Source organism: Brachybacterium nesterenkovii, from assembly GCF_900163655.1.
GTDB classification, from domain to species: Bacteria; Actinomycetota; Actinomycetes; order Actinomycetales; family Dermabacteraceae; genus Brachybacterium; species Brachybacterium nesterenkovii.
Genome location: NZ_FWFG01000051.1, coordinates 1 through 25,293, shown reverse-complemented (window position 1 = coordinate 25,293; position 25,293 = coordinate 1). Strand labels below are relative to the sequence as shown.

At 72.3% G+C, this 25,293-nt stretch carries 20 protein-coding genes and 1 pseudogene; 14 read left to right on the top strand and 7 right to left on the bottom strand.

Going from position 1 to position 25,293, the window contains the following annotated elements; translation table 11 throughout:
* Positions 1-170: 170 nt before the first annotated feature.
* From FM110_RS05850 to FM110_RS05830, 5 genes are all read left to right on the top strand, one after another.
* On the top strand, positions 171-1,820 hold the full coding sequence (locus tag FM110_RS05850) for a peptide ABC transporter substrate-binding protein (RefSeq protein ID WP_087103545.1): 1,650 nt from the start codon (positions 171-173) through the stop codon (positions 1,818-1,820).
* Positions 1,821-1,936: 116 nt separating this feature from the next.
* Positions 1,937-2,956 carry an alcohol dehydrogenase AdhP gene (gene adhP / locus FM110_RS05845; protein ID WP_087103543.1) on the top strand — a complete coding sequence of 340 codons (1,020 nt, stop codon included), beginning with the start codon at positions 1,937-1,939 and terminating at the stop codon, positions 2,954-2,956.
* Between the two features lie 94 nt (positions 2,957-3,050).
* The gene (locus FM110_RS05840; protein WP_087103541.1) at positions 3,051-4,073 is read left to right on the top strand and encodes an o-succinylbenzoate synthase; all 1,023 of its coding nucleotides are present in this window, start codon (positions 3,051-3,053) and stop codon (positions 4,071-4,073) included.
* Positions 4,070-5,914, top strand: coding sequence for a 2-succinyl-5-enolpyruvyl-6-hydroxy-3-cyclohexene-1-carboxylic-acid synthase (gene menD / locus FM110_RS05835; RefSeq protein ID WP_087103539.1), 1,845 nt, complete (start codon positions 4,070-4,072; stop codon positions 5,912-5,914). Before FM110_RS05840 ends, menD begins: the two co-directional genes overlap by 4 nt.
* Positions 5,915-5,960: 46 nt before the next feature.
* Positions 5,961-7,166, top strand: coding sequence for a S1C family serine protease (locus FM110_RS05830; RefSeq protein ID WP_159457990.1), 1,206 nt, complete (start codon positions 5,961-5,963; stop codon positions 7,164-7,166).
* A gap of 49 nt (positions 7,167-7,215) precedes the next feature.
* On the opposite strand, the gene FM110_RS05825 is transcribed toward FM110_RS05830, so the two are convergent.
* Entirely contained in the window at positions 7,216-8,523 is a 1,308-nt protein-coding gene (locus FM110_RS05825) for an isochorismate synthase (protein WP_087103535.1), read from the bottom strand.
* Between the two features lie 125 nt (positions 8,524-8,648).
* On the opposite strand from FM110_RS05825, the gene FM110_RS05820 reads away from it, so the two are divergent.
* Positions 8,649-10,061, top strand: a complete 1,413-nt coding sequence (locus tag FM110_RS05820; RefSeq protein ID WP_087103533.1) for a cell division protein PerM — start codon at positions 8,649-8,651, stop codon at positions 10,059-10,061.
* On the opposite strand, the gene FM110_RS05815 is transcribed toward FM110_RS05820, so the two are convergent.
* Entirely contained in the window at positions 10,039-10,461 is a 423-nt protein-coding gene (locus tag FM110_RS05815) for a hypothetical protein (protein ID WP_087103531.1), read from the bottom strand. The two genes, FM110_RS05820 and FM110_RS05815, sit on opposite strands and share 23 nt — an antisense overlap.
* Before the next feature lie 99 nt (positions 10,462-10,560).
* On the opposite strand from FM110_RS05815, the gene purN reads away from it, so the two are divergent.
* The 3 genes from purN to ppk2 are packed head-to-tail and all read left to right on the top strand — an operon-like array spanning position 10,561 to position 13,849.
* Positions 10,561-11,199: a phosphoribosylglycinamide formyltransferase gene (purN, locus tag FM110_RS05810; protein WP_234991951.1), complete on the top strand. Its 639-nt coding sequence runs from the start codon at positions 10,561-10,563 to the stop codon at positions 11,197-11,199.
* A gap of 14 nt (positions 11,200-11,213) precedes the next feature.
* Positions 11,214-12,878 (top strand): bifunctional phosphoribosylaminoimidazolecarboxamide formyltransferase/IMP cyclohydrolase, encoded by a 1,665-nt coding sequence (purH, locus tag FM110_RS05805; protein WP_087103529.1) that lies wholly within the window; start codon positions 11,214-11,216, stop codon positions 12,876-12,878.
* Between the two features lie 53 nt (positions 12,879-12,931).
* Positions 12,932-13,849, top strand: a complete 918-nt coding sequence (gene ppk2, locus FM110_RS05800; protein ID WP_087103527.1) for a polyphosphate kinase 2 — start codon at positions 12,932-12,934, stop codon at positions 13,847-13,849.
* Between the two features lie 148 nt (positions 13,850-13,997).
* On the opposite strand, the gene FM110_RS14505 is transcribed toward ppk2, so the two are convergent.
* Positions 13,998-14,933 (bottom strand): beta-galactosidase, encoded by a 936-nt coding sequence (locus tag FM110_RS14505; RefSeq protein WP_234991953.1) that lies wholly within the window; start codon positions 14,931-14,933, stop codon positions 13,998-14,000.
* Positions 14,922-15,910, bottom strand: a pseudogene (locus FM110_RS14500) (beta-galactosidase); the annotation flags it as partial. The pseudogene FM110_RS14500 and the gene FM110_RS14505, both read right to left, overlap by 12 nt.
* A 334-nt stretch (positions 15,911-16,244) precedes the next feature.
* On the opposite strand from FM110_RS14500, the gene FM110_RS05790 reads away from it, so the two are divergent.
* From FM110_RS05790 to FM110_RS05775, 4 genes are all read left to right on the top strand, one after another.
* Positions 16,245-17,441, top strand: coding sequence for an extracellular solute-binding protein (locus FM110_RS05790; RefSeq protein ID WP_087103525.1), 1,197 nt, complete (start codon positions 16,245-16,247; stop codon positions 17,439-17,441).
* Positions 17,442-17,626: 185 nt separating this feature from the next.
* On the top strand, positions 17,627-18,913 hold the full coding sequence (locus FM110_RS05785) for a carbohydrate ABC transporter permease (RefSeq protein WP_234991950.1): 1,287 nt from the start codon (positions 17,627-17,629) through the stop codon (positions 18,911-18,913).
* Positions 18,913-19,821 (top strand): sugar ABC transporter permease, encoded by a 909-nt coding sequence (locus FM110_RS05780; protein WP_087103521.1) that lies wholly within the window; start codon positions 18,913-18,915, stop codon positions 19,819-19,821. Before FM110_RS05785 ends, FM110_RS05780 begins: the two co-directional genes overlap by 1 nt.
* A gap of 143 nt (positions 19,822-19,964) precedes the next feature.
* Complete coding sequence (locus FM110_RS05775; protein WP_234991949.1) at positions 19,965-20,942, top strand: LacI family DNA-binding transcriptional regulator; 978 nt, start codon at positions 19,965-19,967, stop codon at positions 20,940-20,942.
* A gap of 40 nt (positions 20,943-20,982) precedes the next feature.
* Here the strand turns inward: FM110_RS05775 and FM110_RS14740 are convergent, their stop codons facing one another.
* Both FM110_RS14740 and FM110_RS05765 read right to left on the bottom strand, forming a co-directional pair.
* The gene (locus FM110_RS14740; protein ID WP_087103517.1) at positions 20,983-22,611 is read right to left on the bottom strand and encodes a polysaccharide deacetylase family protein; all 1,629 of its coding nucleotides are present in this window, start codon (positions 22,609-22,611) and stop codon (positions 20,983-20,985) included.
* Between the two features lie 180 nt (positions 22,612-22,791).
* Positions 22,792-24,240: an aspartate ammonia-lyase gene (locus FM110_RS05765; RefSeq protein ID WP_087103515.1), complete on the bottom strand. Its 1,449-nt coding sequence runs from the start codon at positions 24,238-24,240 to the stop codon at positions 22,792-22,794.
* 116 nt (positions 24,241-24,356) lie between these two features.
* Between FM110_RS05765 and FM110_RS05760 the strand changes: the two genes are divergently transcribed.
* Positions 24,357-24,647 (top strand): DUF3017 domain-containing protein, encoded by a 291-nt coding sequence (locus tag FM110_RS05760; RefSeq protein WP_087103513.1) that lies wholly within the window; start codon positions 24,357-24,359, stop codon positions 24,645-24,647.
* Between the two features lie 69 nt (positions 24,648-24,716).
* Here FM110_RS05760 and FM110_RS05755 read toward each other — a convergent pair.
* A partial coding sequence (locus tag FM110_RS05755; RefSeq protein ID WP_087103511.1) for a carbonic anhydrase occupies positions 24,717-25,293 on the bottom strand: 577 nt, incomplete at its 5' end.

The window sequence follows — 25,293 nt, the reverse complement described above, 5'->3', positions numbered from 1 at the left end:
GCCCTCAGGAGACCCCGTTGCCCCTTCCGCAGCACCCCGCATCGCCCGCATCGGAATCGCCCGCATCGGAAACGCCCGCACCGGCGTCGCCCGCACCGACCGCCACCGCCCGAGCCTCCCACCCGTCGCGAGCCTCCCGCCCCGCACCCGCTCGCCTGAGCCGGCGCCGGATGCTGCTGGGCGCCGCGAGCGCCGGGGCCGCGGCCCTGGCCCTCGTCGGCTGCGAGCGCTCTGCCACGGGCGGGTCCGACGGCGGCGCTTCCGACGGCGGCACCGGTGCCCGGGGTGCGGACGGGATCCTGCGCATCTCCGGCACCGAGCCGGGCACGCGGCTCATCCCCAGCGACGTCAACGAGGTCGGCGCCGGCCGCGTGATCGGCGGCGTCTTCTCGATGCTGCTGTTCCACGACGCGACCGGTCAGCGGGTCCTCGAGTGCGCCCGCAGCATCGAGAGCGAGGACAACCAGCACTGGACGATCACGCTCGAGCCCGGACGCACCTTCCACGACGGCACCCCGGTGACCGCGCAGTCCTTCGTGGACGCCTGGAACTTCGGCGCCCTGTCCACGAACGCGCAGAAGAACCAGGTGTTCTACGCGCCCATCGCCGGCTTCGAGGCCGTCGCCGCCGAGCCGCCCGCCGCGCAGACGCTCTCCGGCCTCACCGTCGTCGACGATGCCACGTTCACCGTCGAGCTCACCGCGGCGCAGTCCGACTTCCCGGACCTGCTGGGCTGCGTGCCGTTCATGCCGCTGCCCGCCGCCGCGCACGAGGATATCGAGGCGTTCGGGCAGGCACCCATCGGCAACGGCCCCTACCGCCTCGAGGCCTGGGAGCACGACAGCGAGATCCGACTGGTCCCCTTCGACGGGTACCAGGGACCGCGGGAGAGCGCGAACGACGGCGTCGTGATCGCGCTGTACGCGGATCCCGACACGGCCTACAACGACCTGCTCAGCGGCGAGGTCGACCTCGTCGACGGCATCCCGTCCTCGGCGCTCGCCACCTTCGAGGACGAGCTCGACGGCCGCGCCGTCAACCAGCCGGGCGCGCTCCTGCTGTCCCTCACGATCCCCGTCGGCAACGCCGACTTCGCGGGCGAGGCCGGCCTCCTGCGCCGTGCCGCGATCTCCCGTGCGATCGACCGGGCGAGCATCTGCACCGACCTGTTCGCCGGCACCCGCGTCCCCGCGACCGACTTCATCGCCCCGTCGATCAACGGCGGCGGCGCCACCGACCTCGCCGGTGCCGAGGTGCTCGCCTTCGACGCGGACGCGGCCCGCGACCTGTGGGCCCGCGCCGAGGCGATCGCGCCGTACTCGGGCGCGCCGTTCACCCTCGACTACGCGGCCGACCTGCCCGACAAGGAGTGGGTCGAGGCCGTGTGCAACTCGATCGCGAACACCCTGGGGATCACCGCGACGCCGCAGTCGCATCCCAGCATCGCCGAGTACCGCGCGCTGCTGGCGGAGCGGCAGATCCCCGGGGCCTTCCGCTCGTCGTGGCAGGCCGACTACCCGTCGATGTTCAACTTCCTGGGCCCGATCTTCTCGTCGACCGCGCGGGCCGCCGGGGGCACCAACTTCTCCGACTACGCGAACCCGGTCTTCGACGACCTCCTCCTGCAGGGCCTCGCCGCGCCCGACGTCGAGCAGGCGATCGCTGCGTGGCGGCAGGCCGAGGAGATGCTCCTGCGCGACCTCCCGGCGATCCCGCTGTGGTACCAGAACACCCTCGGCGGCTACGGCGAGGGCGTGCGGGACGTCGTGTTCGGCTGGAACTCCTTCCCGTTCTACTTCGAGGCGTCGAAGGAGCCCTGATCGCGGGGTCTGCCCGGAGCGATCAGGACGTCGGTCTTGTGCCCCGGTGTGACGAGGAGCACGATGGAGGCAGCCGCAATGATGCGGCGCTCGACACTCTCCACAGGAGCCTGCTGATGAACCAGATGCACGCCGCCGTCGTCCCGTCGCTGGGAGCCAAGCTCGACGTCAACGAGGTCGAGATCCCCGAGCCCGGACCCGGCGAGGCCCTCGTCAAGAACATCTCCTCGGGCGTGTGCCACACGGACCTCCACGCCGTCCAGGGCGACTGGCCCGTCAAGCCCACCCCGCCCTTCATCCCCGGCCACGAGGGCGTGGGCCGCGTCGAGAAGGTCGGCGAGGGCGTGACCTCCATGAAGGTCGGCGACCTCGTGGGCAACGCCTGGCTCTGGTCGGCCTGCGGCGAGTGCGAGTACTGCCGCACTGGCTGGGAGACCCTGTGCGAGAAGCAGGAGAACGGCGGCTACAGCGTCGACGGCTCCTTCGGCGAGTACATGCTCGTCGACGCGACCTACGCGGCGATCCTGCCCGAGGACGTCGACCCCTACGAGGTCGCCCCGATCCTCTGCGCGGGCGTCACCGTCTACAAGGGCCTCAAGCAGACCGAGACCCGCCCGGGCCAGTGGGTCGTCATCTCCGGCCTCGGCGGCCTGGGCCACATCGCTGTCCAGTACGCCAAGGCGATGGGCATGAAGGTGGTCGGCGTCGACATCACCCAGGAGAAGCTCGACCTCGCCACGAAGCACGGCGCCGACCTGGTCGTGGACGCCTCGGTGACCGACCCCGTCCAGTTCGTGCAGGAGAACACGGGCGGCGCCCACGGCGTGCTCGTGACCGCCGTGCACCCGCAGGCCTTCGGCCAGGCCATCGGCATGACCCGCCGCGGCGGCACGATCGTGTTCAACGGCCTGCCCCCGGGCGACTTCCCGGCCCCGATCTTCGACATCGTCCTCAAGGGCCTGACGGTCCGCGGCTCGATCGTCGGCACCCGCCAGGACATGGTCGAGGCCGTGCAGTTCTACGCCGACGGCAAGATCAAGCCCACCGTCACCACCCGCCCGCTGGAGGAGATCAACGAGGTCTTCGACGAGATGATCGCCGGCAAGATCGACGGCCGCGTGGTGCTGAAGTACTGACAGCGGCCCGCTCCGCGGGCGCGCTCTTCGGGGCCGACCCGCGGGCCCGGCAGCGGTGAACGGATGGGGCGGCACCGCGTCTAGCCTGGAGCGCATGACCGTGCCGCCGCCCGCCGAGCTCCCCGTCCCCGCGGTCCTCGCCGACCTCGGCATCGACCGCATCGTCGCCTGGTCGATCCCGATGACCACCCGCTTCCGCCGCATCACGGTGCGCGACGGCCTGCTGCTCCACGGCCCAGCCGGATGGGCCGAGGCCTCCCCGTTCTGGGACTACGGGCCCGAGGAGTCGAGCGCCTGGCTGCGCGCCGCGATCGAGGACGCCGCCTGCGAGCGCCCCGCCCCGCGACGGGACGCGGTGGCGGTGAACACGACGATCCCGGTCGTCGCCCCGGAGGCCGCCCATCGCCTCGCGACGGCGCAGGGAGCCGGCACCGCGAAGGTCAAGGTCGCCGATCCCGGGACGAGCATCGCCGAGGACGCCGCCCGGCTCGAGGCCGTCCGCGATGCGATGGGGCCGGCCGCGCGCATCCGCATCGACGCCAACGCCGCCTGGACCCTCGATGAGGCCCTCGCGGCGATCCCCGTGCTCGACCGCGCCGTTGGCGGCCTCGAGTACGTCGAGCAGCCCGTCGCCTCCCTCGAGGACCTCGCCGCCGTGCGGCGGGGCGTCGACGTGCCCATCGCCGCCGATGAGCTCGTGCGCCGCGCCGAGGACCCCCTGCGCGTGGCCCGCGCGGGAGCCGCGGACCTGCTGGTGATGAAGGTCCAGCCGCTCGGCGGGATCCGCCGCTGCCTCGAGCTGGCCGAGCAGGCGGGGTTGCCCGTCGTCGTCTCGAGCGCGCTCGAGACCGGCATCGGCCTGTCCGCCGGGACGGCGCTCGCCGCGGCCCTGCCCGAGCTGCCGTACGCCTGCGGGCTCGGCACCGGGGCCTTGCTGACCGGGGACGTGGTCGCGGGCGCGTACGCCGTGCAGGACGGGCAGCTCGCCGTCACCCGGTCCGTGGCCGATGAGCACCGCCTCGCCGCGCACGCGGCCGATGCCGATCTCGCGCGGCGCTGGGAGCGGCGCCTGGCCGCATGCCTGGCCGTGACCGGCCCCGATACCCTGACCCCATGACCGAGACCGCCCCCAGGGAGCCCGCCTCCAGCGATCAGGCCGCCAGCGAGCAGGCCCCCAGGGAGCCCGCCTCCCGCGACGGCGCCGCCACGATCGAGATCCCCGCTCCGCAGGGATCCGGCGCCGTCGAGGAGGCCGTTGCGATCTGGCGGGCGCTCGCCGCCCTCGGGGTGCGCGACGCGGTCATCGCCCCCGGCTCGCGCTCGGCCCCCTTCGTCTACGCCCTGCAGGACGAGCGGGTCGCCGCATCGATGCGCGCGCACGTGAGGATCGACGAGCGCGCCGCCGCGTTCACCGCGCTCGGGATCTCCCGGGCCGATCCCGCCCACCCCGGCGTCGTCGTGACGACCTCCGGGACCGCGACCGCGCATCTGCACGCGGCCGTCCTCGAGGCCCATCACGCGGGCATCCCGCTCCTCGTCCTCACCGCCGATCGGCCCATCGAGCTGCGCGACACCGGCGCCAACCAGGCCACCCGCCAGGCCGGGCTGTACGGGGACGCCGTGCGCTATGCCGTCGACCTGCCCGCCCCCTCCTCGGGCCGCGCGAGCGCCGTCGAGCTGCGCACCGCCGTCACGACGATCGCCCGCGCGATGGCCGCGGCGACGGGGGAGGACCCCGGCCCGGTGCACATCAACGTGTGCCTGCGCGACCCCCTCGTGCCGCGCCCCGAGCACATGCCGCGCCCGAAGCACACGCTGCGACCCGAGCCCGCCGCCGGGGACGAGGCCGCCGACCCGTCCCCGATCGTCCTGACCCGCCGCGTCCCGGCCGCGGCGCCCGCGCCCGTCGCCGTCCCCGTGAGCGGCCGCACCGTCCTCGTCGCCGGCGACGGCGCAGGGCCCGTCGCCCGCGAGCTCGCCGAGCGCCATGGCCTCCCGCTGCTGGCCGAGCCGTCCTCGGGCGCCCGCGGCGGGGCGATGGTCACGGGCTACCCGGCGCTCCTGCGCGCGGCGATGGCCGCTGCCGACCACCCGCTGCGGCCCGACCGCGCGATCGTGCTCGGCCACCCGACGCTCTCGCGGCCCGTCGTCACCGGCCTGCTCGGCGCCGACGACGTCGACGTGATCGTCGTCGACCCGACGCCCCGCTATGCCGACGCCGCCCGCCGCGCCCGCCTGGTCCTCCCCGCGATCGCGCCGACCGCGACGCCCGAGACCGATGCCGCCCAGCGGGCGTTCCTCGCCTCCTGGCGCGAGGCCGATGCCGCCGCTCGCCCGGAGGAGCGCGGCGAACTCGCCTGGCAGGTGCGCGCCGCGCTCGCCGTCTGGGACGCCCAGACGGACGACGACGTGCTGGTGCTGGGCTCCTCCTCCGTGGTGCGCGACCTCGAGCAGCACGCCGGGCCCGCGCGCGGCACCGTGCTCGCCAACCGCGGTCTCGCCGGCATCGACGGGCTCGTGTCGACCGCGGGCGGTGTCGCCCTGGCCCGCGCCCACCGCCCCGGCCGCGTGCGCGCCCTGATCGGCGACCTCACCGCGCTCCACGACCTGACGGGCCTGCTCATCGGCCCCGCGGAGGCGCGGCCGGACCTCGACGTCGTGGTCCTCGACGACGACGGCGGACGCATCTTCTCCGGTCTCGAGCATGCGGGCGCCCCCGCCGCCGTCCTGCGCCGCTTCTTCACCACCCCGCACGGGGCCGACATCGCGGCGGCCGCCGCCGCGCTCGGCGCCCACGCCGAGACGGTCGCCCCCGCGGACCTCCCGGCGCGCCTCGGGAGCGACCCGGGGGCCGGGATCCGGGTGCTCGTCGTGCATGCGCAGGCCTCGGCGCCCGAAGATGCACAGCAGATCGACAGCAGGCTCACACCGGACGCCCGGGAGGACCTGCTGTCCTGAGGCGGTCGATCCGGGCCCCGCCCCGCCGCCAGCACAGGAGCACAGCATGACCTTCTCGTCGTCCCCGATCCCCGGCCCCTCCGTGGAGCAGCCTGCCGAGCAGACGGCGGTGCGCCCGGCGCGCCGCGGCCCCACCTGGGCGGGCGTCGCCGCGATGGTCGCCGCCGGCTCCGTCCTGTCCAGCGGGGCGACCCTGGGCGGCCTGATCGGCTACCACGAGATCGAGCAGCGCTGGGGGAGCGATGCCGTCGCCGCCTCGACGCGGGACGCCGGGAGTACCGGCACAGCCTCGGGTGTCGCCGCCTCCTCGGACGGCCCCGACTGGCAGCAGGTGGCCGCGGCCGTCTCCCCGAGCGCCGTCGCGATCGACGTCCGCACCGCGCAGGGCGAGGCCGAGGGCACCGGGGTCGTGCTGGATGAGAAGGGCGACATCGTCACGAACAACCACGTGGTCTCCGGGGCGTCCTCGATCACGGTCACGCTCGCGGACGGACGGGCCTTCGAGGCCCGCGTCGTCGGCGCCGACGCCCGCACCGATCTCGCCGTCGTCCGCCTCGTCTCCGCGCCCGACGACCTCGTCCCGGCGACCTTCGGCGACTCCGCCGCCGTCGAGCCGGGGGTCGCCGTCATGGCGCTGGGCACCCCGCTCGGCCTGCAGAACACCGTGACCACGGGCATCGTCTCGGCCGTCAACCGCCCCGTGACCGCGAGCGACGGCACCGATCCCGCCGGGACCGATGCGACCTACGTGTCCGCCGTCCAGACCGACGCCGCGATCAACCCCGGCAACTCCGGCGGGCCCCTCGTCGACGCCTCCGGCGCGGTGATCGGCATCAACTCCTCGATCGCGTCCCTGGCGAGCGGGGCCGACGGGCAGTCCGGGAGCATCGGCCTGGGCTTCGCCATCCCGTCGGCGACGGTCACGATGGTGGTCCAGCAGATCCTCCAGCACGGCGCGGTCCAGCACGCGGCGCTCGGCGTGACCGCCGCGGACGGCACGCAGGAGGCCGACGGCGCGACGCGCTCGGGGGCGCTCGTCCACGAGGTGGTGCAGGGATCGGCCGCCGAGGCCGCGGGCCTGCGCTCCGGGGATCTCGTGATCGGGGTCGACGACGTGCCGATCACGGGCGCCGCCGCGCTCACCGCGACGATCAACGGGCTCGCCCCGGGCACCGAGCACACCGTCGCGGTGCTGCGCGAGGGGAAGCGCACGGAGCTGACGGCCACGCTGGGCACCGCGGCGACGTCCTGACCGCGACCGCGGCCAGATGACCGCGCCCGCGACCGCGGCCCGGTCGGCGTCAGGCCCCGCGCAGGGCCCCCAGCATCGGGCGCTGCTTGGCGAGGACCTCGGCGTGCTCGACCACGGGGTCCGAGGCGCCCACGATCCCGCCGCCCGCCTGCAGGCGCACCGTGCGCTCGTCGAGCAGATGGGCCATGCGCAGGGCGATCGCCCACTGGCCGTCGCCGCGGGCGTCCATCCAGCCGACGGGGGCCGCATACCCGCCGCGGTCATGGGTCTCGAGCTCGGCGATGATCCCATCGGCGCGCTCGCGCGGGGTTCCGCTGACCGCGGCCGAAGGATGCAGGGCGGCGGCGACATCGAGGCTGGTCACGCCGGGGAGCGTGCGCGCGGAGACGTCGGAGGCGAGGTGCTCGAGGCCGGGCAGGCGCAGCACGAACGGCTCGGCGGAGGCGCGGACGTCCGTGGCGACGTCCGCGAGGCGCTCGGTCACCGAGTCGACCGCGAAGGCGTGCTCGGAGCGCTCCTTGGCGTCCGTGCGGAACGCGCGGCGCTCGTCCTCGGCCAGCCCCTCGTCGTCGGCGACGGGGCGGGTGCCGGCGAGCACGCGGCTGAAGACCCGTCCGTCGTCGGTCTGGGCCAGCATCTCGGGGCTCGCGCCGATCACATCGGCGGCCAGGTACACCCAGGTGGTGCCGAAGCGCTCGGCGAGGCGGCGCAGCAGCACCGCCGGCGACAGGGGAGCCGAGGCGGTGACCGTGGAGGTCTCCGACAGCACGATCTTCTCCGCCGCGCCCGCGCGGATCCGGTCCACGGCCCCGGCGACCATCCCCTGATACTCGCGCGGCGTGTGGTCGGGCTCGACCTCGAGCTCGGCGGGCGCACCGGCGGGCGTCGAGCCGAACAGGTCGCGCCAGCAGACGTCGTCGGCGGGAGGGGCGCCGAGCGCGGCGAGGGTGAGGAACGCCGTGCCCTCGCTGACGCCGAGGATCGCCTCGGGGATGACGAGCGCAGAGGGCCGCGGGGAGGAGGCGGCGTAGGAGAAGGACCCCAGGGCGACCGGCCCCGTGCCGCGCACGCGCACCTCGTCGTCGACGACCGCCCCGGCGCACAGCTCGCGGAAGGCCGCCGAGGCCTCGGCGAAGCGCGCGGGGCCCGCGTTCTCGATCCGCACGGCGCCGCCCAGGCCGACGAAGCCCTGGCCGTGGTGCAGCCACGCGGCCGAGACGCCCGCGGGGATGTGCCGCAGGAGGTCGACGTCGTCGTCGATCCGGATCGTCCGGACGTGCAGCGTCGCGGGGGACGTGCCGCAGGACGCAGCGACGGGGAGCCCCGCGGGGACCGGGGCGTTCTGTGGCGTGGACATCACCGGCCATTATGCGACACGCCCTGCGCGGGGTGGACTTGGGCGACGGGGCCGACCACCATGGGCGGGTGCGTCCGGCGACCGGTCGCGCACACCAGCGCACTCGAGGGAACGGCGGTCGATTCGTGTCCACCCAGACGGCATCCGGCACCGATCGGATCTCGTCCCCGGCCGTGATGGGGGCGCTCGCCGCGCTCACCGCGCTGGGGGTCTCGCTGGCCGTCTGCGTCGTGCCCGCCCTCGCCGCCCAGCTCGACTCCTCCCAGTCCGTGCTGTCGGTCCTCGGGGCCGTCCTGCTGGGCGTGGACGCGATGGTGCTGGCCCACGGCGGTCGCCTCGAGCTGTCCGGCGGGGCGATCGAGGGGGCCGTGCGCCTGATGCCGATGGGGCTGACGATCGTGCACCTGGGCGTGGCCGCTGCCGTGATGCGCCGCATGGGGCGGGCCCTGAGCCTCGTGACCTCCGCGGGCGGACTGCGTCCGCGGGCCCTGCGGGACGCCGGTACCGCCCTGGGGGCGTTCGTGCTGCTCTACGCGATCGGCGGCGCGCTGCTGTCCGCGCTCTCCCGAACCCCCCACGTGCACCTGGTCTCCTCGGCCTCGTTCCTCGCCTTCGGGATCCTCGCCCTGCTCGGTGGCGGCGGCGGACTGCTGTGGGCCCTGCGGCGCCGCGAGGCCCCGGGCGTGCCCGCCGTGCGGATCCTCGACCTCCTGCCCGCCCCCTACGACGTGGCCGCGCGGGGCGCGGCGATCTCCCTGCTGGGGCTCCTCGCCGCGGGCCTGCTGACCGCGGTGGGCTTCCTCATCGCGGGCTTCCCGCATGCGGGCGCGCTCATGGACCGCCTCGACGCCGGGATCGTCGGCGGCATCGTCCTCACGCTCCTGCAGCTCGCGCTGCTGCCCACGGCGGCCGTCTGGGCGCTCGCCGCCCTGCTCGGCGGCCGCTTCGCCGTGGGGGTGGGCACCTCCGTCTCGCTCGGCGCCTCGAGCACGGGCGTCCTGCCCGCCCTCCCGCTCCTGGCCGTCCTCCCGCAGCCGGGGACGGCGCCCTGGTACTCGTGGCTGCTGCTCGCGCTGCCGGTCGCGGCGATCGGCGCGGGATCCGTGCGCGTCGTGCGCGATGCGGCGGGGGCCGACCTGCGGACCCGGGCGATCGCCTGGGGCTCCTACGCCGGTGCGGTCGTCCTCGGCGCCCTCCTGCTGCTCGCCCTCGCGACCGGGAAGATCGGATCGGCGCGCCTGGCGGACCTCGGACCGCACCTGGGCAGCGTGATCCTGCCGCTGCTGGGGATGGTGATCGGGACTCTCGCCATCGCGATCCTGATCTGGGACTCCTCGGTCCTGGACTCCGCCCGCGCGGGCGTCGCCGGGCTGCGGGCGAGGGTCGAGCGCGCCGAGGCGAAGGAGGCGGCGACCTCGGGCTCGGAGGACACCGAGGCGGCAGAGGCGGCCGGTCAGACGGCCGGGGAGGGCCCCGGGGCCGAGGATGAGACCCGCGGCGAGGCCGACGAGGAGATCAGCCCCCGAGCAGGGAGCTGAACCACTCGAGGGTCGACTCCTCGGCGCCGTCGTCGCAGGCATCGCGCGAGGCCACCGTGATGGCGTCGCGGCGGCACTGCTGGAGCTCGTGCATCGGGCCGTAGAGGATCGCGGACAGCGCGCTCGAGCCGACGAGCACGAGCACGGCGCCCGCGCCCAGCAGGGCGGTCAGGACCGCCGAGCCCTGCTGGCCGATCCGCCAGGCCGCGATCGTGGCGCGCACGAGGAGCACGGCCGCCGCGAGGCCCGAGATACCGGCACCGAGGGACCACGGCAGCGGCAGCAGCAGGAGGACCCAGCCCACCAGCATGCAGACCGACAGGGTTCCGAGCGCGCGACGGTGCGCGCGGGCGAGGTCCTTGGACGGGGCGGACGACGAGGCCTGGGGATCTGAGCTCACCCGACCATTGTGCCGTGCCGCCGCGAGGGCATGTCCGCGGGGCGCGGCCCCGGCGGGCGCGCGGACGGAGCGTGCGCCCGGTCACGTATTCTGGGGGGCGTGACCTCCCCGTCCCCCCTCCCGGTCGTCGTGCTCATCTCCGGCACGGGCTCCAACCTGGCCGCCCTGCTGCGGGCCGCCGCGGTGCCGGGGGCGCCGTTCGAGGTCGTCGGCGTCGTTGCGGACGTCCCCGCGCCCGGGCTCGAGCACGCGCGCGGCGCCGGGGTGCCGACCGCCGTCGTCGCGATGGCGGACTTCCCGGATCGGGCGGCGTGGGACCGCGCGCTCGCCGACGCGGTCGCGGCCCTCGCCCCGCGCCTGGTCGTCCTCGCCGGGTTCATGCGCCTCATCGGCGCCCCGCTGCTGCGGGCCTTCCCCGCGGCGATCATCAACACGCACCCGGCCCTCCTGCCGTCTTTCCCCGGCTCCCACGCCGTCCGCGACGCGCTCGCCCACGGCGTGAAGGTCACCGGCGCCTCCGTGATCGAGGTCGACGAGGGCGTCGACACCGGACGGATCCTCGCCCAGCGCGCCGTCGACGTCCTCGACGACGACACCGAGGAGACCCTCCACGAGCGGATCAAGGCGGTCGAGCGCGAGATGCTCGTCGGCGTCGTCACGCGCCTCGCCGACGCCGCTGCCGCGTCCGACGCCGCCGTCCTGCCCGCCGACCCCGCCCCGTCCGCCACCCCTGCCTGAGGAGAACCGCCCCCGTGACCGTGCCCGATCGTCGCCCCATCCGCCGCGCCCTCGTCTCCGTCTACGACAAGACCGGGCTGCTCGAGCTCGCGACCGCCCTCGATGCCGTGGGCGTCGAGATCGTCTCGACCGGTTCGACCGCCGCGCGGATCCGCGAGGCGGGCCTGGCCGTGGTCGACGCCGCGGAGGTGACCGGCTTCCCCGAGATGCTCGACGGCCGCGTCAAGACCCTGCACCCGCGCATCCACGCCGGGATCCTCGCCGACCTCCGCTCCGAGGACCACGCCGCGCAGCTGGCCGCGCAGGACATCGCGCCTTTCGACCTCGTGGTCGTGAACCTCTACCCCTTCGAGGAGACCGTCGCCGCGGGCGGCACGTTCGACGAGATCATCGAGAAGATCGACATCGGCGGCCCCTCGATGGTCCGCGGCGCCGCCAAGAACTTCGCCTCCGTCGCGGTCGTCTGCGACGTGGAGGACTACGCCCGCGCCGCGCGCGCCGCGGGCGGCGGCGGTTTCACGCTCGCCGAGCGCCAGGAGCTGGCGACCATCGCCTTCACCCGCACCGCCCAGTACGACGCCGCGATCAGCGACTGGATGCTCGCCCGGCTAGACGAGCAGGCCGCGGACGCCGAGACCGCCGACGCCGAGGCGGCCGCGCAGGCGGGCGGCGAGGACGCCTACCTGCTGGAGATGAGCGACGAGGAGGCCGCCGAGGCGGGCCTGCGCACCCTCCGCTACGGCGAGAACCCGCATCAGCGGGCGCGCGTGGCCGTGATCGACGACGATGCGCCGGGACTGGCCGGGGCCGAGCAGCTCGGCGGCAAGGCCATGAGCTACAACAACTACGTCGACGCCGACGCGGCCGTGCGCGCGGCCTTCGACCATGACCTGCCGTGCGTCGTGGTGATGAAGCACAACAACCCGTGCGGCATCGCCGTCGCGGGCGAGGCCGACGACATCGCGCTGGCCCACGCCCGTGCCCACGGCACCGACCCCGTCTCCGCCTACGGCGGCGTGATCGCCGCCAACCGGCCCGTGACCCTCGCGATGGCCGAGCAGGTCAAGCCGGTCTTCACCGAGGTCATCCTCGCCCCCGGCTACGACGAGGCCGCGCTCGAGCTGCTGCGCACGAAGAAGAACCTGCGGATCCTCCAGATCGCCGAGCGCCCCCGCGAGGGCGTCGAGATCCGCCAGATCTGGGGCGGTTCGCTGATCCAGGACGCCGACGCCCTGCAGGCCGACGGCGATGACCCCTCGACGTGGACCCTCGCGGCCGGCGAGGCGGCCGATGAGGCCACCCTCGCGGACCTCGCCTTCGCGTGGCGCTCCATCCGCGCCGTGAAGTCCAATGCGATCCTCCTGGCGCACGACGGCGCCGCCGTCGGCATCGGCATGGGCCAGGTCAACCGCCTGGACTCCTGCCGCCTCGCCGTCCAGCGCGCCAACACCCTCGGCGAGCACGGCGAGGGCGAGGATGCGCCCGAGCGCGCCCGCGGCGCCGTCGCCGCCTCCGACGCGTTCTTCCCCTTCGCCGACGGACTGGAGATCCTGCTGGAGGCCGGCGTCCGCGCCGTCGTCCAGCCGGGCGGCTCCATCCGTGACGACGAGGTCATCGAGGCCGCGCGCGCCGCGGGCGTCACGATGTACCTCACCGGGACGCGCCACTTCGCCCACTGACACCCGCCCGCCGCCTGCTCGTCCGCACCAGCCCGTCTCTTGAGGAGCTCCCCATGCCGAAGCCGACGTCCGTCCCCGACAACCAGTCGCTGCGCGAGTTCATCGAGCGCCTCCGCGACGAGGGCTACTCGGTCAGCGACGGCCACACGCCCGACCCCGACCTGATCGACCCGCAGGGCAACCCCGTCTACACGTGGCAGGAGGGCTACCCGTATGAGACGCGGATGGATCGCGACGCCTACGAGGTGGAGAAGTACCGCCTGCAGATCGAGCTGCTGAAGTTCCAGTACTGGCTCGAGGACAACGGCAAGAAGGCGATCGTGATCTTCGAGGGGCGCGACGCGGCAGGCAAGGGCGGCACGATCAAGCGCTTCACGGAGCACCTGAACCCGCGCACCGCCCGGGTGGTGGCGCTGAACAAGCCGAGCGACCGCGAGCTGGGCCAGTGGTACTTCCAGCGCTACATCCAGCACCTGCCCACCGACGGCGAGATGGTCATGTTCGACCGCTCCTGGTACAACCGCGCCGGGGTCGAGCGGGTCATGGGCTTCTGCAGCGACGAGCAGTACGAGACCTTCATGAACCAGGCCCCGCAGTTCGAGCGCATGCTCGTCGAGTCGGGCATCCACGTCACGAAGTTCTGGTTCTCGGTGTCGCAGAAGGAGCAGCGCACGCGCTTCGCGATCCGCCAGCTCGACCCGGTGCGCCGCTGGAAGCTCTCGCCGATGGACCTCGAGTCCCTGGGCCGCTGGGAGGACTACACGGCCGCGAAGGAGGAGATGTTCCGCCGCACGGACAAGCGCTACGCGCCGTGGACGATCATCCGCTCCAACGACAAGAAGCGCGCCCGCATCAACGCCATGCGCTTCTTCCTCTCCCAGTTCGAATACGAGGGCAAGGACGACGCGGTCGTCGGCAAGCCCGACCCCAAGCTCGTGATGCGCGGCAAGAAGGAGGAGGCCGACGAGTGAGGCGGCCGCCTCGGCAGGGGAGCACGCCGGAGCCCTCGCCGGAGAGCTCGCCGAACGCCACGATGGGACTCAGAACCGGCCCGTCCTGAGTCCCATCGTGACGATTGACGAGGGCACGGCGGCAGGATCACGGCGGCGCGACCGGACCTCAGGCGCCGATGCGCAGGACCAGGACGCCGCCGGCGGGGACAGGCGTCGTGCCGTCGTAGTGCGTGCCCGTCAGCAGGTCCTCGCCCGTCAGCCCGGGGAGCGCCGCCGCCTCTCCATGGTTGATGACGAAGACGAACTCCTCGCCGTCGTCCTGCACGCGCGTCACGACCTCGAGGGAGGCGGGCCTCTGGGCGTCGGCGGCAAGCGGGGCGACGGAAGGGAGCTGCAGGAGCGGTTCCAGCACGGTCGCCAGATCCGCGGACTCCAGGACCGTGGAGACGTAGACGGCATATCCGCGCCCATGGTCATTCACGGTCACGACGGGCCCGGGGACCGGGCCGCCTGTCGCGGTCCACACCGCTCGTGCTCCCTCGAGCCGCAGATCCTCGGCCCAGAGGGCACCGGTCGCTACGGCAGTGCCGCCGTCGGTCGGCACGAGGGCGACCTCATGGCCGATCGGGATCGGGCAGACCTCCTCGACCGTGAGCCCGAGGACCGTGCGCAACGGGCCTGGGGCCCCGCCCTCATGGACGCAGTCCTCGTCGTCGACCACGGCGGAGAAAGGGAGGGCGGCGAAGCGACCGCCCTGGTCGACGAATCGCGCGATGCCCTGTGCCGCGACCTCGGACAGCAGATAGGAAGCCGGGGCGATCACGACGTCGTATCCCTCCAGGCCGGACTCGGGGTGCACGAAGTCCACCAGGGTCCCGCGCTGCCACAGCCACCGGTAGACGCGTCGCATCTGCTCGCGGTGGCGCATCAGCACCGAATGGCGGCAGGGCAGGTCCTGGGCCCAGAAGGAGTTCCAGTCCCACAGGATGGCGACGCGGGCGCGCAGGCGGGATCCGCGCACGGGGTCGAGCGCGTCCAGTTTCGCGCCCAGGTCGCGCACCTCGCGGAACACTCGGGAGTCCGGACCGACGTGGGGCACCATCGCTGAGTGGAACTTCTCCACGCCGCGGCGGGATTGGCGCCACTGGAAGGCCAGGACGGCATCGGCTCCGCGTGCGACGTGAGCGATGGCGTTGCGCGTCTCCTCGCCGGGCAGCTTCGCCCGGTTGTGGGGCTGCCAGCTGACCCCGGACACGGAGTGCTCCATGAGGAACCAGGGGCGTCCGCCCGCGAGAGACCGCGTGAGGTCGGACTCCATGGCCAGCCAGATCTGCGACTCTGCCGAGTCTGCCTCCAGGTAGTAGTCGGTCGAGACGACGTCCATCTCCTGTGACCAGGTCCAGTAGTCGTTCGCCGGGCAGTTGGTGGCCATGAAGTTCGTGGTCACGGGCAGATCGCGGAAGTGACGACGGATGATGTCACGCTCGGCGGTGAACCGGGCCAGGAGGGAATCGGAGGTGAAGCGGGCGAAGTCGAGCTGGCAGGCAGGGTTCAGGTCGGCCCCGGTATGACGTGGCGTTCCGATCTCCTCCCAGTCGCCGTAGGTCTGGCCCCAGAAGGCTGTTCCCCAGGCGCGGTTGAGAAGGCGTATCGCGCGCCGAGCCAACTGCGGAAAGCCTGCTGAGAGGTCTCGCAGTGGCAGTCGCCGCCGGGTGCGCCGTACTCGTTGTGGACGTGCCCCATGACGATCCCAGGATCCCCGGCGACGTGGGAGAAGATCGCCTCGGTGATCCGAGCGCATGCCTCGGCGTAGGCGGGGGAGTGCGGGCAGCAGATGCCGCGGGAGCCGTTGTACCGCACGCGGCCGTCGGCCTCGAGGAGTCGCGCTTCCGGATGCTGACGGTAGAACCAGGCGGGGGGCGCGGCGGTGGGCGTTGCGAGGTCAATCTCGATGCCTGCGTCCTTCAGCAGCCCGACGATCTCGTCGAACCAGGTGAAGTCGAAGCGGCCGGGCTCGGGCTCGAGGAGGGCCCAGGACCAGATGCCCAGGCTGACCATCGTGACTCCGGCCTGCTGCATGAGGCGAACGTCCTCGCGCCAGACCTCGGGCTCCCACTGCTCGGGGTTGTAGTCGGCCCCGAAGTGGATCACGGTGCCGGGGATCCGATCCTGACCTGTGCGATCAGCTTTCGACTCGTCCATGTGCGACTCCCTGAAGGAAACGTGGGTTGTGATCGGTCCCAGTCTTGAGCTCGGGGCTGCGGGGGAGTTTTCAGGCGTAACCCGTAGCCGAGATGCGAAAATGCGTTCTTGGCAGCCTCGATGACTGAGATTAAGAATGGGACCGGTCACACCCCGTGTCAAGGGCGCGCTCGCCGATGACGCCGCCCCAGGGCTCAAAGAAGAGGTCACCATGGCCGTCCATCACTCCCTTCGCACCCCCGTTGTCGCATCCCGGCGCGGCGTGCTCGCTGCCGGCGCGACCGGGGCGGCAGCGCTGCTGGCTGGATGCGGGCCGTCGAGCGAGGAAGCAGCCAAGAGCGCCGCTGCCGCAGGCGGCGAGCTCGACACCTCCACGAAGATGAAGCTCAAGGTCTGGGAGTCGCTCCTGGGGCCCGACGAGTTCATCAAGAAGGCCGGGGAGAAGTTCACAGCTGAGCACCCCAGCATCACGATCGAGTTCGTGAACGTCGAGCTCGGCGATCTCGTCAGCGGCGGGCACGTGCTCGGGGTGACGGATGCGGAGGCGCTGAAGAAGAACGTCATCGCATCGGCGGTCACGGCCGACACCTGGACGGACGGCGCCGTCTACGGCTACCCGGTCGCCGCCGAGACCTACGCGATCTTCTACAACAAGGCGCTCGTGCAGGAGGTGCCCAAGACCTTCGACGACCTGATGGCCTTCGGCCAGGAGTTCAACGCCGCCAACCCTGGCAAGTACGCATTCGTCATGGACGCCGGGAACTTCTACTACACGTTCCCGTTCATGACCAAGGGTGGAAACCGCCTGTTCGGCTCCGACGGCCTGGACGAGAAGTCACCGAACCTCGACACCGCGGAGTCCGTCGCCGGTTTCACGGACTTCCAGAAGCTGCGCGAGATCCTCCCCGTGGCCGCGGCGGACCTCGCCACGGATGCAGTCGACGGCCTCTTCGCCTCGGGCAACGCTGCTATGACCCTGAGCGGCCCCTGGAACGTCAAGAACTTCACGGACAAGGGGATCGACTTCGGCGTCGCCCCGATCTTCTCGCTGGCCGGAGAGAGCGACCCGGCAACGACGCTGTCGGGGATCCGCACGATGTTCGTCTCCGCCTATTCCGAGCACCCCAATGAGGCGGCCGCGTTCGCAGAGTTCCTGACGACGCCGGAGATCCAGCAGCTGCGCGTGGACATCACCGGGATGATGGGGTCCTCGAGCAGTGAGCTCACCTACTCCGACGATTCGGCCACGGGCTTCGCCTCGCAGATGGAGCACACGTTCGCGATGCCCAAGATCGCTCGCATGGCCAAGGTCTGGGATGCGCTCAATGCGGCCTCGGCCAACATCTGGAACGGTGCTGACGTCGCGGCTGAGCTGACCGCGGCCCAGCAGGCGGTCCTGGCCGACTGATCTGAAGGCCCGCCGCAGGCGGGGCGACGGACGAGAGCGTCCGTCGCCCCGCCTGCGGACCCGGTCCGGGCTGCGCAGGCAGTCGCCAGGGCGTGATCCCCGAAGAGCGAGGTGCAGGATCCATGACCGCAGCGCAGGCCGCCGTGTCCCCGAGGGAGACGGCGGCTCCCCCCGATGAGCGACAGGTGCTCCGCAGGAGCATGGCGTTCAAGGGGCTGGCCCATCTGACCCTCCTGGGACAGCGATCCAAGGGGGCCGCATTCGCGGCGGTGGAGATCGTGGCTCTCGCCTCCCTTCCGCTCATCGTGCGCAAGGTGACCGAGCTGGTGACGCTCGGATCGCCTATGCCCGAGATCCCCGTGCGCTTCCGGCCCAACTCCCTGTTCATGCTGATCGACGGCATCACCGTGCTCGCGGCGCTCGGAGTCTTCGTGCTGCTGTACGCAGTCTCGGTGGCCTCTGCCCGACGAATCGCGCGGGAGATGACCGTGCTCGGCTCCCGGGAGTCCTCCGTGCGCCGCAGTCCGTTCGCGGACCTCGCCAATCGGGCCTTCCCGCTGGTCGGTCTCGCCCCGACGTTCCTGCTCATCATGTTCTTCGTCGTGGTCCCGCTCGTCTTCTCGGCGCTCGTGGCGTTCACGAACTACTCCTCGCCGTCGAACATCCCGCCCGGAGCCACGATCGACTGGGTCGGGTTCGAGAACTTCCAGCGCCTCTTCGGCGGGAGCGCCGCGGGGACGAGCGCGCTGGCGCGGGTCTTCGGGTGGACGATCGTCTGGGCGCTCCTGGCGACCGGGACCTGCTACTTCGGCGGGATGGTCATGGCGGTCGTGATGCAGAACTCCAGCCTGCGCATCACGCCCTTCTTCCGCGCGGTCTTCATCCTCCCCTACGCGATCCCGGGCGTGGTCTCGCTCCTGGTCTGGAGGAATCTCCTCAACGGCGCGTTCGGGACTGTCAACCGCACGCTCGAGGCGATGCATCTGATCAGCGACCCGATCCCGTGGCTGAGCGACCCGTGGCTCGCGAAGTTCGTCGTCGTCGCGATCAACCTGTGGTGCGGATTCCCGTACTTCATGCTGCTGGTGACGGGCACCATGACTTCGATCTCGCAGGACATCGTCGAGGCCGCGAAGATCGACGGCGCGAACAGCTTCCAGATCTTCCGGCGCATCCAGGCGCCGATCATCCTTTACCAGACGATGCCGCTGATCATCATGAGCTTCGCCGCGAACATCAACAACTTCGGTGCGATCTTCTTCCTCTCGGGCGGCGACCCCTCGGTGAGCGACTCCGTCACGACCGGGGCTGGAGGCACCGACATCATGGTGTCCTGGATCTACAAGCTCACCGTGGATCTCCAGCAGTACCAGAACGCCTCGGTGCTCGCGATCATGATCTTCCTGATCATCGCCCCGTTCGCGATCTTCAACTTCCGTCGGACGAAGTCCTTCAAGGAGGGCGAGCTGTGATGAGCGCGCATATCGATCCTGCATCCGCTCCGGACAGGGCCGGGTCGGCGGTTGCCGGCAGGACGCCGGAGCTTCCGTGGCTGGTACGAGCCGTCAACACGTCGGTCCTGGTCCTCTTCCTCTGCCTCGTCGCCCTCGCGGTGCTGTGGCCCGTCGTGCATATGGTCGCCGCCGCCTTCACACCGGGGCAGTCGATCTCGAACATGCCCGTGGTCCCGTTCACCGAGGGGCTGACGACCGAGCACTTCGTGCACGTGTTCACCCAGACGCAGTACCCGCGCTGGTTCCTGAACACGTTCCTGATCGCGGTGATGACAACGGCGGGGACGGTGCTCTTCGCCTCGATGGGCGCCTATGTGCTCAGCCGTTTCACGCTCCCGTTCAAGCAGTCCTTCCTGATGAGCCTGCTGATCCTCAACGTGTTCCCCTCATTCGTGGGGATGGTCGCCATCTACGTCGTCCTCCTGAGGATCGGGGGCCTGGATCAGCTGTGGGGGCTTGTGCTGGTCTATCTCGCGGGGAATCTCCCGTACACCACGTGGATGGTGAAGTCGTATCTCGACAACATCCCCCGTTCCCTCGACGAGGCAGCACGGCTCGACGGCGCGTCGAGCTTCAGGATCTACCGGAGCATCATCCTGCCCGTGGCCCGGCCGATCCTCGTGTTCCTCACCATCACGAGCTTCACGCTCCCGTGGATGGACTTCATCTTCCCCAAGATGGTGCTGCGCTCCCCGGAGAAGCAGACGATCGCGCTGGGGCTCATGTCGTTCGTCTCCGACAAGCACAACTTCTTCACGAACTTCGCAGCTGGCGCGCTCGTTGTGGCGATCCCGTTCATCATCTTCTTCGTGCTGACGCAGAAGATGCTCGTCTCCTCCCTCGCCGGGTCCGCCGTCAAGGAGTGAGTGAGCCCCGACGTGCGGATGGGCTGCTGGCGGGGGACACTGGGGCGTCGCACGGGCGCCTGGCCCACAGCGACGAGTGACGAGCGAGGAGTGCGAGCGTGACCGAACGGTCTCCCGCTGCGAAGCGGCCTACCATCCGTGACGTGGCTGTGAAGGCGGGAGTATCGCGGGGGACGGTCTCCCGGGTGCTCAACGGTGGGCATCTGGTCTCGGATGAAGCGCGCCGGCGCGTCGAACGCGCCATCGCCGAGACGGGCTATGTCGTCTCTTCCTCGGCCCGTTCGCTTGCGACGGGCCGTTCGGGATCGGTCGGCTTCCTCCTCACGGAATCCCAGCAGTCCCTGTTCGACGATCCGAACTTCGCGACCTTGTATCGCGGGGCCGCGGCAGCGCTGGCCCGCCGCGACCTCCCGCTCGTCCTGATGGTGGCAGGCACTCCGGCCGAGCGCGCGCAGATCCTTCGCTACGTCGGTGCCGGTCACGTCGACGGAGTGCTGCTGGTCTCGACTCACGCGGGGGACCCGACGGTACAGGCTCTGCTCGACCAGCAGGTCCCGACGATCTCGTGCGGTGTGCCGCTGGGGGCCGAGGAGCGGATGGGGTACGTGACGGCGGACGACCGACGTGGCGGCCGGGACATGGCGCGTCATCTCCTCGACTGTGGAGCATCTGTGCTCGGCATGATCTCGGGCCCGGCTGACACCTCAGGAGGGCGTGAACGCCTCGCGGGGTTCCTCGACGTGGTAGGCGAGGGGCATGATCCGCGTCTGATCGAACATGCCGACTACACGCGCGAGGGTGCCGTGCGTGCGACGGAGCGGATCCTGAGTGCACGCCCGGACATCGACGGGCTGTTCGTCGCGAGTGACCTGATGGCGGCTGGTGCCCTGGAGGCGTTGGCTGCCGCGGGACGCCGAGTCCCCCAGGACGTTCTGCTGGGTGGCTTTGATGACTCGGCGCATGCTGGCTCGTCACGGCCGTCGATCACGACGATGCGACAGCCGTTCGATCGGATCAGTGAGGAGATGGTGCGTCTTCTGCTCGATCTGATCGACGGTCGTGGGACTGCGGCTGTGGTCCTTCCGTCTGAGCTCGTCGTGAGGGAGTCGACCTCTCGCTGAGCGATCGATCGCATCCGTGAGTGTGCCCGGCACGGTTCCGTCACCCGTGGCGCCAGTGGCTCCCGGCCGCCACGGTGCCCTGCGCCAGCTCGGAGCAGGTGAGCAGGCAGTAGCCCTGCGCCTGCAGGTCCTGCAGGATCGCGGGCACCGCGGCGACGCTGGTCGGGTGGATCTCATGCATGAGGATGATCGCGCCGCGGTGGGCGTCCCGGTGCACGGCGGCGATGTTCGCGTCGGTGTCGAGGGTCTTCCAGTCCTCCGTGTCGACGTCCCAGAGGACATCGGCCTCGCCGAGCCGGCCCGCCGCATCATCGGACCTCCGGTTGCGGGCCCCGTAGGGCGCGCGCAGGAGGAACGGCGGGCGGCCGGTGCAGCGGGCGATCTCCTCGGACGCCCGGGTCAGCTGCTCGTCCAGGCCGGCGCCGCGCTTCTTGTCGAGCTGGGCATGGCTCCAGGAGTGGGAGCCGACCTCCATGCCCGCGAGCGCGGTGCGGGTGCACCAGGCGGGAGAGGCGGCGACGCTACGCCCGATCATGAAGAACGTCGCGGGGGCGCGCCGGGCGTCGAGGGCGTCGCGGAGCTTCCCGTTGAGCTGCGGCGAGGGGCCGTCGTCGAAGGTCAGAGCGAGCGCTCTGAGACGTGAGGCATCCGGGGCGGGGACGGGGCTGGGGCGGACGCCCGGCCCCGAGCGCGGCGCGAGCTGGGAGATCGGTCCGGGAGCGTCGGCGGCGCGCGGCGCCGACGGTTTCGGGGCCGAGGGATCCGGCGCAGCCGCGGGGGCGCTCGCTGCGTCCCCGGGCGGCGTCACCGTCGCGGGGTCGAAGTCCGCCGGGGCCGCGACGGCCGCGAGCACGGCCCTCCCGTCGTCGGAGAGCAGAGGCTGCGTCTCCCGTGCCGGGAGCACGAGCTCGACGGCGGTGTGCTCGCCGTCGCGGAGCGCGGCGGGGAACAGGAGGCGCAGCGCGCCCTGATCGCCGGGCAGGATCGTCGGCCCGTTGCCCCACGGGCGCGGCTGCTCCTGCAGCGCGTCCGCGAGGGAGAGGGAATCGAGCGCGGGGACATCGCGCGCGAGAGCCGCGACCGCCTTCTCGAACGTCATCCACTGCTCGGGGGCGATGAGCCCCGGGGAGGTGAGCGCGCGGTCCTGCTCGGCGCGGTAGTAGACGGCCAGCGCCGTCTCGCCCCGGGCATCGCGGTGGGACAGCACCGCCCCGAGCACGTCGCGACCGCACACCGCCACCTGCCCGTGCAGCGCGAGCGTCCCGGCCCCGTCGCCGGCGTAGCCGTGCTCGCGCAGGACCTTGTTCAGCGTCACGTCCAGGGCCGAGGACAGCCCGCGGGCCGAGGGCAGGCGCGGGACGGACGCGGCGGGGCCGCGGTCCAGCAGCGCGAGGTCGGTCGTGGTCGCCTCCGGCACCCGGGAGGCAAGATCCGGCAGCGCGGCGAGGAGGGAGTCGGCGTGCGGGGAGGCGCCGTCCGCGCCCGCCTCCGATCGTGCCCCGTTCGCTCGGCGCTCGGCGGCGTCCTCCGCGCCCAGGGCCGACACGAGGGAGCGACCGCCGATCGCGACCAGCCCCAGCGTCCCCAGCAGTCCCGCACCCGTCAGCACGCCGCGCCGCGCAGGCCCCCGCCCGCGCGACGCGGCGCCGCGCCCCCCGTCGCTCCGCACCGTGCACCTCCGTGGTGTTCGCGCCCGTGCGGGCGCTGGGCCCGACGAGCGATCCGTCATCGCCAGGCGGCGGACACGTCCCCGTGACCGGTGCCTGTTGCCTTCGACCGTACATCGCTCCGGGCCTCCGGGAGACCTCCGGAGGCCCGGAGCGGGCCCGGAGATCTCCTGGAGTCGGGATCAGCCGTCCTGCGTCGCGCCGTCCAGGGAGGGGATGGAGCCGGTCGCCGTGGGACGGTGCGGGGTGGTCATCATCTCGGGCGAGAGCAGCGTGTCCAGGTGGGCGCGATCGAGCAGCCCGCGCTCGAGCACGAGGTCCGCGACGGGACGCCCCGTGCGCAGAGCCTCCGCCGCGACCTCGGTCGAGGCGGCGTACCCGAGCACCGGGACGAGCGCGGTGACCAGGCCGATCGAATGGCGCACATAGTCGTCCAGCACCTCGGTGTTGGCGGTGATCCCCGCGATGCAGCGCTCGGACAGCGTGCGCATTGCGCGGGTCATCACCCGCGTGGACTCGAGGATGTTGAAGGCGATGACGGGCTCGAAGGCGTTGAGCTGGAGCTGGCCGCCCTCGGCCGCGAAGGTGACGGTCAGGTCGTTGCCGATCACCTCGAAGGCGACCTGGTTGACCACCTCGGGGATCACCGGGTTCACCTTGCCGGGCATGATCGAGGAGCCCGGCTGGACGGCCGGCAGGTTGATCTCGCCGAAGCCCGCGCGCGGACCCGAGCTCAGCAGGCGCAGGTCGTTGCAGATCTTGGAGATCTTCACGGCGATGCGCTTGAGGACGCCCGAGAACGTCACGAACGCGCCGGTGTCGCTCGTGGCCTCCACGAGATCTGCGGCGACCACGAAGTCGATGCCCGTCAGCTCCGTCAGCTCCTGCGCGGCGAGCTTCCCGTAGCGGGGATCCGAGGTGATCCCGGTGCCGATCGCCGTCGCGCCGATGTTGATCTCCGTGAACAGGCGCGCGGTGCGGGTCAGGCGCTCGACGTCCTCGGCGATCGTCGTCGCCCAGCCGTCGAACTCCTGGCCCAGCGTCATCGGCACCGCGTCCTGCATCTGGGTGCGGCCCATCTTCAGCTGGCCCGAGAACTCCTGGCCCTTGGCGCGCAGGGTGTCGATGAGCTCGTCCATCGCCGCCGTCAGGGCCGGGAACGACAGCAGGATCGCCAGGCGCACCGCGGTCGGGTAGATGTCGTTGGTCGACTGCCCCAGGTTGACGTGGTTGTTGGGATGCAGGTGCTCGTAGTCGCCGCGCGGGCGGCCGAGGATCTCCAGCGCCCGGTTGGCGATCACCTCGTTGGCGTTCATGTTCGTGCTCGTGCCGGCACCGCCCTGGATCATGTCGACCACGAACTGGTCGTGCAGCGCGCCCTCGGCGATCTCGCGGCAGGCCTGGTCGATGGCGTCCGCGCGCTCCGCGTCGAGGGCCCCGAGGGCGCGGTTGGCGCGGGCGGCGGCGCGCTTGACGTGCGCGAGCGCCTCGATGAGACGGGGGAAGTGGGAGAGCGGGACGTCGGAGATGCGGAAGTTCTCCTGCGCGCGGAGCGTCTGGATGCCGTAGTAGGCGTCCGCAGGCACCTCCCTGTCGCCGAGCAGATCGTGTTCGGTGCGCATCGCGGTCATCGGGGCGGTCTCCTCCTGAGGGGGCGGGGGCCGGCGGCACTGCCGGCCACGCACGACCCTAGCGGGCCGCGCGGCTCAGGGCCCGCCGTTCGGGGCACCGCCCGTACGATGTCCCCGTGCCCCGCGACCCCTCCCCGTACACCCTGCGCGCCGCCCTGCGCCGTCAGGCGGTGCTCGTCGCGGCGCTGCTCGCCCTCGCGGTGATCATCGTGATCGGGGCCACGGGGCACGCCCCCCTGGCCGGGATGCTGCTCGCGATCGAGCTGGCGGTGCTGGCGCTCCTGCGCGCCGTGCTGCCCACGCATCGCGTCGGGGCGCTCGCCGTGCGGCCCCGGCCCGTCGACGTCACGATGCTGCTCGGACTCGCGATCGGACTCGCGTTCCTGTCGGGGACCCCGAACCTCTGAGCACGGGGGCGCTGAGCCCCGGGCCGCTGAGCCCCGAACCTCTGAGCGCGGGGTCGCCGCCCGTGCTCCTCAGCTCTCGAACGCCTCCGCGTCGATGAGGCGCACGATCCCGTCGTGGAGCCCGTAGACGCCTCCGGCGACGACCAGGCGACCGGCCCCCACGGCCTCCGCCACGATCTCCGAGGCCGCGAGCAGATCGCGGACCGTGCCCGCGACGTGGCGCTCGACGGCCCGGTCCTCCGGGGCGGCGGGATCCAGGTGCCCCTCGGTGCGCTCGACGAGGATCGGCATCGACCCGGGAAGCTCGCCGCCGGAGCGCAGATGCGCGACCGTCGCGGCGACCGCGCCGCAGGACTCGTGGCCCAGCAGCAGCACCGCCTGCACGCCGAGCTCCGCCACCGCGTACTCGAGGCTCGCCAGGGCCGAGCCGCCGGGGGAGAGGACGTGCCCGGCGTTGCGGATGACGAACACGTCGCCGAAGCCCTGGTCGAGCAGCAGCTCGACGCTCGCCCTCGAGTCCGAGCATCCCAGCACCGCCGCGAAGGGGCGCTGCCCCTGCTCGAGGAGGTGGCGGTGGGAGACCGACTGGTGGGGCCGGGAGGGGCGTCCCGCGGCGAAGCGGCGGTTGCCCTCGAGGAGGCGCTCG

Excerpts from the sequence above, each read along its gene's own strand:
- FM110_RS05780 (WP_087103521.1), top strand. The coding sequence starts at position 18,913 with ATGAGCGCGCATATCGATCCTGCATCCGCTCCGGACAGGGCCGGGTCG.
- FM110_RS05830 (WP_159457990.1), top strand. The coding sequence starts at position 5,961 with ATGACCTTCTCGTCGTCCCCGATCCCCGGCCCCTCCGTGGAGCAGCCT.
- menD (WP_087103539.1), top strand. The coding sequence starts at position 4,070 with ATGACCGAGACCGCCCCCAGGGAGCCCGCCTCCAGCGATCAGGCCGCC.
- FM110_RS05765 (WP_087103515.1), bottom strand. The coding sequence starts at position 24,240 with ATGACCGCGATGCGCACCGAACACGATCTGCTCGGCGACAGGGAGGTG.
- adhP (WP_087103543.1), top strand. The coding sequence starts at position 1,937 with ATGAACCAGATGCACGCCGCCGTCGTCCCGTCGCTGGGAGCCAAGCTC.
- FM110_RS14505 (WP_234991953.1), bottom strand. The coding sequence starts at position 14,933 with ATGGTGCCCCACGTCGGTCCGGACTCCCGAGTGTTCCGCGAGGTGCGC.
- ppk2 (WP_087103527.1), top strand. The coding sequence starts at position 12,932 with ATGCCGAAGCCGACGTCCGTCCCCGACAACCAGTCGCTGCGCGAGTTC.
- FM110_RS05840 (WP_087103541.1), top strand. The coding sequence starts at position 3,051 with ATGACCGTGCCGCCGCCCGCCGAGCTCCCCGTCCCCGCGGTCCTCGCC.
- FM110_RS05850 (WP_087103545.1), top strand. The coding sequence starts at position 171 with ATGCTGCTGGGCGCCGCGAGCGCCGGGGCCGCGGCCCTGGCCCTCGTC.
- FM110_RS05825 (WP_087103535.1), bottom strand. The coding sequence starts at position 8,523 with ATGTCCACGCCACAGAACGCCCCGGTCCCCGCGGGGCTCCCCGTCGCT.
- FM110_RS05790 (WP_087103525.1), top strand. The coding sequence starts at position 16,245 with ATGGCCGTCCATCACTCCCTTCGCACCCCCGTTGTCGCATCCCGGCGC.